The sequence below is a fragment of the Candidatus Symbiopectobacterium sp. genome (assembly GCF_020054415.1).
Taxonomy (GTDB): Bacteria; Pseudomonadota; Gammaproteobacteria; order Enterobacterales; family Enterobacteriaceae; genus Symbiopectobacterium.
The window spans coordinates 1-9,419 of record NZ_JAHWCO010000005.1 but is presented as its reverse complement, the minus strand read 5'-3'; the positions used below and the strand labels follow the sequence as shown (position 1 = coordinate 9,419).

Annotated in this window: 7 protein-coding genes and 1 pseudogene; all 8 read left to right on the top strand. The window is 42.4% G+C overall.

The genetic code is table 11. The features are described from left to right. Positions 1 to 114, top strand: a pseudogene (locus QZ506_RS00225) (IS5/IS1182 family transposase); the annotation flags it as partial. 109 nt (positions 115 to 223) lie between these two features. Beyond that, positions 224 to 1,279 carry an EscU/YscU/HrcU family type III secretion system export apparatus switch protein gene (locus QZ506_RS00220; protein ID WP_291968278.1) on the top strand — a complete coding sequence of 352 codons (1,056 nt, stop codon included), beginning with the start codon at positions 224 to 226 and terminating at the stop codon, positions 1,277 to 1,279. A gap of 100 nt (positions 1,280 to 1,379) precedes the next feature. Continuing rightward, entirely contained in the window at positions 1,380 to 1,898 is a 519-nt protein-coding gene (locus QZ506_RS00215) for a SycD/LcrH family type III secretion system chaperone (protein ID WP_291968277.1), read from the top strand. 19 nt (positions 1,899 to 1,917) lie between these two features. Continuing rightward, positions 1,918 to 3,882, top strand: a complete 1,965-nt coding sequence (gene sctE, locus QZ506_RS00210; RefSeq protein ID WP_291968276.1) for a type III secretion system translocon subunit SctE — start codon at positions 1,918 to 1,920, stop codon at positions 3,880 to 3,882. Positions 3,883 to 3,893: 11 nt separating this feature from the next. Beyond that, on the top strand, positions 3,894 to 5,012 hold the full coding sequence (locus QZ506_RS00205; RefSeq protein ID WP_291968275.1) for a hypothetical protein: 1,119 nt from the start codon (positions 3,894 to 3,896) through the stop codon (positions 5,010 to 5,012). Between the two features lie 64 nt (positions 5,013 to 5,076). Next, on the top strand, positions 5,077 to 6,147 hold the full coding sequence (locus tag QZ506_RS00200) for an IpaD/SipD/SspD family type III secretion system needle tip protein (protein WP_291968274.1): 1,071 nt from the start codon (positions 5,077 to 5,079) through the stop codon (positions 6,145 to 6,147). A 12-nt stretch (positions 6,148 to 6,159) separates the two neighbouring features. After that, complete coding sequence (locus QZ506_RS00195; protein WP_291968273.1) at positions 6,160 to 8,778, top strand: hypothetical protein; 2,619 nt, start codon at positions 6,160 to 6,162, stop codon at positions 8,776 to 8,778. Positions 8,779 to 8,881: 103 nt separating this feature from the next. Further along, positions 8,882 to 9,121, top strand: a complete 240-nt coding sequence (locus QZ506_RS00190; protein WP_291968272.1) for a phosphopantetheine-binding protein — start codon at positions 8,882 to 8,884, stop codon at positions 9,119 to 9,121. Positions 9,122 to 9,419: the final 298 nt, after the last annotated feature.

Below are 9,419 nucleotides of genomic sequence, written 5' to 3'. Positions count from 1 at the left end.
GGTCATCTAAGTCTGAGAGACTACGATGCTCAGGTGGGTGAAGCCATAGCCATGGTCAAAGTGCTTAACCGGATCACGCTATTAGGAATGCCGAACAGTATTCGCATCACGTAACAATCGACCCGTATGGGGCGCAGTCGTTACAAGTTCTGATTTATTCAACAAAGCCCTGGTGATGTCGTGGTTATCACGTCAGCGTGAACCTGAAGTATAAAGGGAATTTATGTCTGGAAGTAAAACGGAAAAGCCGACTGACAAAAAGAAAAAAGACGCGGCGAAAAAAGGTCAGTCGTTTAAAAGTAAGGATTTGGTCATTGCTTGTCTGATATTGCTTGGCGTGCAGTACCTGATTAATTTTTCTGGCGTCTTTGAGTTGATGTCCATGTGGCGACTTGTCATCGAAAATGGTTTTACTCACGATGCGCTTGGTTATGCTGAAGCGATGTTTTGGACAGGGCTAAAGTTATTTTTGCCTTTCCTATTGCTTTGTATTGCTGCCTCTGTGTTTCCAACGCTATTGCAAACCGGTTTTTTGCTTGCCAGTAAAGCGCTGAAACTGAATTTTAATGCCTTAAACCCTGTTAACGGTTTCAATAAATTATTTAGTTTGCGTACAATAAAAGATGTCGTGAAAACCTTACTTTTCCTGACGAGTTTTATCGTCGCCGCTATGGTATTTTGGAATAAACACAAACATATGGTTTTTTCTCAGCTCAATGCTGAGCCCGTACACATATTCCTAGTGTGGGGGAAACTCTTTGGCGCATTAATATATCTATGTTTATCCTGCGCGCTATTGGTATTTGTATTAGATGCGCTTGCCGAGTACTTCCTTCATATAAGAGATCTCAAAATGGACAAGCAGGAGGTTAAACGAGAATTCAAAGAGCAGGACGGTGATCCGGAAATAAAATATAAGCGTAAAGAACTGCATGCTGAACTATTGTCTGAACAAATAAAAACTGACATTGAAAAATCAGCAGTAATTATTGCTAACCCAACTCATATTGCGGTTGGGATCTATCTCAATATGGAGGTGGTGGGTATTCCATTTATCTCTGTACTCGAGAGAAACCAGAGAGCACTTGCAGTCAGAGCTTATGCTGAGAAGGTGGGCGTTCCTGTCGTTGAAGATATTAAGTTGGCACGACGAATATTTAAAACCCATCAGCGATACTCTTTTGTCAGCATTGAGGAGCTGGATAATGTCATTGGTATCCTTGTTTGGTTGCAACAGGTTGAAAGTGCTTGGGAAAATGAGAATTCCTCGCCCCCGTGAATGCACGGTGAATGAGCGTTCTTTATGTGAATATCAAATAAACGCATGGTTTAATAACGGTCATCAGCAGTAAGCGGTGACCCTACTGAGGAGAGTGAAAATGGAACAAAACACTGGTGTTATCACCGAGCAGGAAGCAACGTTATTAATGACCGCAACATTGGAACATGGGGCGACATTAAAAGAGATTCATGGCATTACTGATGACATGATGGAAAATGTCTACGCGTATGCTTATCAGGCATACAAAAATGGCCAGTTAGATGAAGCGGAAAATTTGTTCCATTTTCTTTGCCTCTATGATCTTAAAAATTCAGACTACTTTATTGGTTTGGGTGCCGTTAACCAGGTAAAGAAAAATTATAGCAAGGCGTGTGATTTTTATTCACTGGCCTATGTCATGGCTGAGAATGATTTCAACCCTGTCTTTTATTCTGGACAGTGTCAACTGCTTATGGGGAATGTTGTTAAGGCATTACAGTGCTTTGATATTATTTGCTCACGCTGTGAGGATTCATCTTTAGTTGCCAAAGCTAAAACGTATATGAGTACGATTCGTCAAAATATGGGAGAGAGTGAAGCGTTAAATAACGCTAAGCCCTCTGAGGAAACCGTTTAATTTTATAGGTCTTAAATAAATGGATGTCTCCAAAACAGGTAAAGTAATAAATCTTGCTAATTTGCCATCCAATACTGGAAAAGTAAGCGAAGCAATTTCATCAAAGACGCATATTTCTCAGGTAAAGGGAAAGGCTATTGATCAATTGGCCCAACAACGTGCCAGGGAAATGATTGCTGATGATGTCTCTGCACAAACGGCATCTTTAACCTCGGAGAACGTCGAGTCACCCGCAATCCGCCAATCGGCACCGTTAACTAGCAAAGCGAAAATGTTGTTTTTAATGGCGCAGTATCAGGAGATCACCAATGGGATGGACGCGACGCGACGTGCCAATGCCCTGGACATCTTTTTGACCCAGTCAGAAGCGCGCATGGATAAAGCTCGTGAGCTGTCAGCACATCTGGATGCGTTGCACCAATCTTACGATGGCCTCGAGGCTGAGTTTAACGAGGCGCAAAAGGGTGTTGACGGTGTAACAGATGATGTGGCTCAAGCGCAACGTAAGCTTGATGAGGCGCAGAGCTCGCTGGATGAATTGTTAGAAAAATTAGGTGGTACCGATCCTGATAATCCATCACTGGCAGATAACCATGACGTAACGCAAGCGAAAAAGGAGATTGCTGATGCGCAAAAAGCGCTAGACCATGCTCAATCAACGTTGTCCGATGCGCGCGCGATTGCGGAGCAAAAGCTTGCTGCTATGCAGATCGTCCTGAATGACATTAATGCCAGTACGGCAGAAATGAATACAAAGTACAACGATGTGGACTTGACATCAAAAGGTGGTGTCGTATCCAGCAACGCAGTGGTGCAATCAGAGAAAGCGCTGACTAAAACGGCTGTCATGATCAAGCTGATCACCGAGTTTATTATGCAAATGGAAGAGGCGTCTGCTGAAAAACTAAAAAACGATCTCAAACTGAACCGCATTCAAGCAAAAGCGCGTCAGGCTGAAATGCAGCGTAAATCTGATGAATACGAAGAGCAGGTTCGTAAAGCGGAAGAAGCACAAAAAATGGCAAGCTGTATTGGTAAAGTTTTAGGCGGCCTGGCGATTGCATTAGGGGCAATTACTACCGTATTTGGTGGTGGTGGTGTGGCGTTAATGGCTGTCGGTATCGCGTTGATGGTTGCTGACCCCATTGTTGCGGCTATTACCGGTAAGTCATTAACGGAAATGGTGATGAATCCCCTCATGGAGCATATTTTTATGCCCCTCATGAATATTCTTGGCGATATTATCACGCAGATTTTTGATAAAACACCACTCGGATTGCTGCTAAATGCCATCGATAAAGCGACGGGTGCCAACATGATGGATACCATCCATATGGTGGTCACTGCCGCAGTGACTATTGCTGCCATTGTTGCTATTTCTTTAGTGGCTAAAACAGCCGCCAAATTCATGATAGAAAAAATGTCCCAGGCAATGACCTCTGCCATTATGCAGTCAATCAAGCAGGCGATAACGCAGGTCATTAATAAAATTATGCCGCAACTTGTTAATAACTCTATGAGACAAGGGAGTGCGGCATTAAGTCGGAGCATGCAATCTGTAACAAAACAGGTTGGGAAAATTACAAAAGAGATTAATAAAAAGTTGGATATGATTTCAGATAAAGTAAATACCAATGTCATGAAAGTATTGAAATTAAACGATCCTGAAGATGCGAAACGCTTAGGTAACATTGCATTGAAACGATTGGAAATGTTGCAAAATGGCGTTCACACGGCGATGCCTGTTGTTCAAAGTGGAATGAGTATTAATATTTCAAATATCAGGCTCCAGGCGACAAAAGCTATTGCCGATTTTAATTTGGCTGCAATGGATGTCAGCATTTTGCGCGATCTTATTAGTAAAATTCTTGCTAACCATGAAGAGGATTCCAAAGTATCTCAATCGGTAAATATGACTTTGTCTGACATGTTAAGTAGTAAAGCCAACACTGGGAAGAGTGTTGTAAGAAATATCAGAGCCTAATAGGAGGCGTTATGGCAGTATCTATTGCAAACCCCAATAATACCGTGTTCCAACAGCGAGCGACTTCTCTTCCTGAAGAGATGCATCGTAAAGGTATGGATAATACCGGTTTCATCGAGAAATCAAATTCCAAACCTTTAGATACCGCTGACTTGAATCAAAATAGAACGATATTAGTACAGCACGCATCCAGCCACCTTGTTGGTATTGATATTCGAATTCCTGATATAACCAAGCCGGTTTCTGACACGGATGCGAATTTGTTAAGCAAACAAATTTCTTTGTATTCTCAAAGTAGCGCTTTGGTGCCTGCACAGAATGAAAAAGTGTCTGTAGTTCCGGAGGAAGAGATAGCTAACCGGTCAGAGAAAATCATGTCTACGACAAGTTTTCTTGGTGGTTATAACAGCATGCGTTTTGCTCCGCTAATTGAGTTGGCGAAAACCGCGTTATTGAGCAAGCATGCTGAACAAGGCATGAAAAACAAGATGCTGGAAACCAGCAAGAAAAGCCTTGAAAGCTCTGTCGAGCACAGTATGCAGGCTGCTCGAGAGCAGCTTAAAAAGGATCTTACCAGTAGCATTGTGACAAGTGGTATGGCGTTGGCTGGCGGAATCAAGACCCACAAAGGGCACAGCCACGCTATTAAAGGGTATGAGATTCAGGGTGCCGGCGTTACTCAGCATAAGAGTCTGGGGAATAAACTCGATGCTCAAACAACGCTTTCACGTGCGAAGGATATGAACGATCCGACGTGGTCGCCAGATATGAATCACTTGAAGCAATCCCCCAATCGTGAACGCCTGCTGACGCAGCAACAAGAGTTTCAACTCCAAACGACCCTAAGCGCCTCACAGCAACAAATTGGTGTTGGGCAAGCGTTACAGGGCGGGGCGGCGGCAATGGGAACCATTTCTTCCTCTCCGATGATAATGAGTCAGGCTGAGCAGAATGGCCTACAGCAATTACGGCAATTTGATAAAGATGTCTTTATGCAGGAGAGCCAACGAAACGATGAAAGAGCCCAGGATGCTGAAAAGCTCAAGGCTGCATTGTTGGCAACGCTCACAAGTATTGCGAAAGACATCAGCGATACTGCCAGTGTTGTTGCCAATAACACCAAAATGTAATTGCTACACATTGATAATGATATAAAACCGCCTGTTGATACAGGCGGTTTCTTCAGAGGAAAACATGGAAATATTATCTACAACAAGGCCATCATCTCGGGTTGATAGCTATTCACAAGATCAATCTGCTAATAATTTATTTTTGCAGGAACCGATCGCTGATGAGATGAATATATTACCCCGCAGTGATGGTACGCATCGCATTCTTCTCCGTCCTTTCTCATTTATCATGGCTGATGCTGGAAAGTTGGAGGGTTTTTTAAAAAATTCAAATAGTAGTGGCTTTCTTGATGAAATGAAGACTATCCAGGCTCGGAGAGAGCTGCTCAGTCATGATGTAAAAAAAAGAATGCGTGTTATCGATGATATGTTTTTACAGAATCCTGAATTGAAAAATAAGGCCTTGTCGTCTGATACAAAAGAGCCGGTCTTTTTGACGCTGGCAGAACGGGGGAGTTCCTCCTATGTAACTCCGGTTTCCAGTTTCTCGAATTCTGACGTGTTTAGTACCTTATCAAGTAAAGAGATTAATGACTTAATTTCTAGTGCAATTGGGGAAATGTCTGAAAGCTATTTAAATATTTTTCAACATGCAGTTGAGAAAGATTCTCAGTTTTATAAAGATTTTTCTGTTTTTATGTCCAAGTTGCCACAATTCATTTCCGCGGATGGTGATAAAACTATTCTGGATAGCAATGGATTCAAAAAAAATCTTCAAGATTTGATGGATAAATATCCTGTTCCAGGTTTGTCAACGACATTGTTTCCAGTTCAAACTGGGTCTACGGTTAAAGGGGCTAGCCGTGAGGATTGTGAATCTTGGGCAAAAGAGTTCGGGCTCAGTGCAGATGATTGTATTCATAAGCTACCCGATGGCACTTATATTGTTCATATTGATATTAGCCCATTGGTTACTATTAATAACTCAGTGGAAAATAAAGATATGTCGTTCAACGCAGCACAGTGGTCTGCATGGCAGACTAGCGTTGATATGCAAAAAGATCACATCCAAAACAGCTTGCAAACATTAACCCAGAAATTTGCAAACGCGCATTCCACGTTTGATAATTTAGTTAAAGTATTGAGTAGCACAATTTCAAGCCTTTTGGAGTGCGATAAGCAATTCTTTGTTTAGGGAGGTAGTATGATGAATAATAAAGTTATACATACACACACAGTGCGTAATTCTTATCCTGCTGTTAGAGGAATAAAGAGAAATGTTAAATTTAAATCACTAAAAAACGCGCGTCAATCCAATAAAAAATACCAAACTTCTGGCGGGAACCTCAAAGGCAAAATAGACTTGATAAAGCAGATGGCTCAAGACCCCGCTCTGTGTATTAAGAAAGATTTTATGAGTGTTAGGAACAACTCGAAGCGCAATGAAGTGCTAAATGAGAATGTGAAGGATCAGAAATATTGTCCTGAAGATACGGTAGGAATTAATAATTTCTTTAACTCACTTCCTAACAGCACCGATTTTTCAAAAAAAATGGAACAGGATGCGATTGATTTTTGGAAAAATAAAAAAGATATCAATGGATTTGATGATTTTTTATCGGTACTATCTGCTCCTGGTAGTAATAGTCAATCAGTACAAAAAGTTAAGCTAGCATTGGTTATGACTCAAAAGTTGCATGACTCATGTGCAGATAACGATATTTCTAGTATTGATGCTATAAAGAAGGATGTTAAATTTCTTGTCGACAATGTAAATAAGTATAAGTTAGGTTTTGATTCACCAGTTACGGGTTCTTCGAGAAAAGGCTTTAAAGCACTCAAGTCATTTGATCAATTTATGGATAGAATTTCCGATGCGGCAATATCAAAAGGCTTAGATTATAATAAAGAAATTCATATCATGGTTATGAAGGAAATTGATTCTGTGTCGGATAGTCATTTGCGTGATGTATTACATAAGGAGTGGGAGAATGGCCCTTTCCGTAAATCAATCCGCATTTTTGAAAAGATGGAAAATGTTATTAATGCAACGAGTGGATTCCTGCGTGCTGGTGCTCTTTTTTCTCATCAGCCAATCAAGTTAGATCTCTTTAAGGACTACTTGAAGCGGGAAGGGGTGCCCAAAAACAATGATGACAAGAATGAAGTTCCTGTAAAAAAAGATGCTGATGCTGGCAAGGAAAATCAGGGTGTAACTTACATTTATAATGATTATAGCACCAATGTAAATGATTTTAGTAAATTTATTATTGGCGATAGGGGTAATTTTAAATATAACGGTGATTTTATAATTAAAATTAATGCTGATAAATCGAAACCACAAAAAGAAACTGTATTTTCATCTACAGTGAAAACCCAGTCTCAACATTTTGACGATATCCTTGAGACAACAGCGGGTACGTCAGATATTACGGTTAACAGTAACAAACCTTCCAATGAAACGCTGACTCCACCTGCAACAGTGGGAGGGCATGCAGGGGGGGATGATATCGATGGACCGGCGTTACCCATAGAGGCATCTTCAACGCCAGAAACCAATGCCGAGCTGAATGTGCGCACTTCTGTCCCACAGGCGCAGCCTCAGAGAGTGGGTAACCCTGGTTCTTCGATGGCAGCGTACCAGACTGCTTATATTGGCCCCTTTACCACGGGTAGAACGGGCGCTGCGCAATTTCAGAAATACAAGCAGTCCTCTGATAGCGGGCGAGTTGATAAAAAAAAGGAGTCTCCAATTACGCCTTCTAACGATGCTGGTACGGGGATTAAAAGTGATGGTATTCGTTCACGTGATGAGAATGTCAGTCATCCTAACCCTCACGTTAAGGCAGGAGAAAATCCTGTTAGCGATAGGGGAGCGAATCAAGCGCTTCATGCAGCGACATTCACTCGGCAACGGGAGCAGTTTGCTACGACGTTAACCAAAGCCAAAAGCAACGCAGCGATTGTGCAATCATCTGAGCCTCGGTCGCAAGAGGGGGGGGAGCCTTATATCGGGCAAAACCGAACAGGACGCACTGGTGCCGCAGAGTTTAAACGTTATTGGCAACCAGCAAAAAAAACGATTATTGAAACCGATACCCAGGCTGGATGGCGAGAGCCGCTTTCAGGGCGTGATGAAAAAGCGCTGCTGACAAGATCAAACGCAGCGGGGGTAGAAAAAACCGTTGAGCTTGACGAGGATAAAGCCAACGAGAAAGCGCACAACGTGTTTGAGACACACACCCAAAAATCCACTACTTCACCTGCACAAGCAATACGTCAACAACAGCAGTTGAACAATGCTGCTGGTATCAGCAAACCAAAGTCTGATACCTATATGGGACCACACATAACGGGTAGGACCGGTGCCGCAGATTTCAAAAAATATGCATCGGATTCAAATGCATCTACAGTAAGCCATGCGCTAAACAGGCTAGGTAGTACCGTGCGTGATGATGAACCTTTGGCCAAAGCGGTCTCAAGCAGCACCATTGAAAGGCGCGCTGTAAACAAAACGGATGCAGCTACCCCGGTTACCAGTGGCGTTGAGCACACTGCAGGTGTCTCTCAACACAAAGCACGCGTTGAACCTGAAACCTCGAAGGTTGAAACCACAGATGATGTGTTACTGGAGGATTCTGCGTCCGACATCAGCGCTGCCAGAGAGCCCTCTTTGGCCAATCGTCACCAGGTGGCGTCTTCTGGAGAGAAAAATACGGTTACTGCTGCGGGCAACACTGGCTACAAAGGTCCTTTTTGGACGGGAAGGCAAGGTGCTACGGCAAAGCAATCTTATATTAACACTGACAGGTTTGCTAAAAAGTGAACCGTTAACATCCTGTTAGGATGAGAGGCCGTCGTCCTGTTTGGTGAAAGCGATCTGACGTCATCTTGATCGCCTCGTCCTATCAGATTGAAAAGGAATTGTAATGAATCAAAACGTTGAGGAACGCATAAATCATGTGGTTTCTTCTATTATAAATTGTTCCTATGCAGATGTATTACCGGAGAAACATCTATACTATGACCTATTGGCTGATTCACTCATGATGATGGATCTTATGTTAGTGCTTGAACAGGAGTTTGCTCTTAATATTAAAGATGATGCGCTGGACGATGTTAACTATGTTCAGGATCTCTATCGCCTGATTCATGAACGATGCCATTAATATAAATGTGGGTCGGGCTTTTGAGCCTGTACACGGCTTTGTTGAATAAATAGATATTATGCTGCGTAGCCATAAAGGCTGCGGATTCCCTTGACGTAAAATCAGTATGTTAAATCCAGAACGTGGTGATGCATCCCGGAGCGATCAGCATTTTAATGGCTTTGTTGAATAATAGTGAGTCATGCTGTTTTGCCAAGCCAGTTTTGGTAGAAAATGCTTGTCACCTCAGGTGTACAGTTTTCTCATGAGGCCTAACTGCATGATTTTGCGTTGCGAGGATCCGTCGTTTCACTGGACT

What these genes read in the sequence shown, in the direction of transcription:
- QZ506_RS00220 (WP_291968278.1), top strand. Translation starts at nt 224, where the DNA reads ATGTCTGGAAGTAAAACGGAAAAGCCGACTGACAAAAAGAAAAAAGAC.
- QZ506_RS00215 (WP_291968277.1), top strand. Translation starts at nt 1,380, where the DNA reads ATGGAACAAAACACTGGTGTTATCACCGAGCAGGAAGCAACGTTATTA.
- sctE (WP_291968276.1), top strand. Translation starts at nt 1,918, where the DNA reads ATGGATGTCTCCAAAACAGGTAAAGTAATAAATCTTGCTAATTTGCCA.
- QZ506_RS00205 (WP_291968275.1), top strand. Translation starts at nt 3,894, where the DNA reads ATGGCAGTATCTATTGCAAACCCCAATAATACCGTGTTCCAACAGCGA.
- QZ506_RS00200 (WP_291968274.1), top strand. Translation starts at nt 5,077, where the DNA reads ATGGAAATATTATCTACAACAAGGCCATCATCTCGGGTTGATAGCTAT.
- QZ506_RS00195 (WP_291968273.1), top strand. Translation starts at nt 6,160, where the DNA reads ATGAATAATAAAGTTATACATACACACACAGTGCGTAATTCTTATCCT.
- QZ506_RS00190 (WP_291968272.1), top strand. Translation starts at nt 8,882, where the DNA reads ATGAATCAAAACGTTGAGGAACGCATAAATCATGTGGTTTCTTCTATT.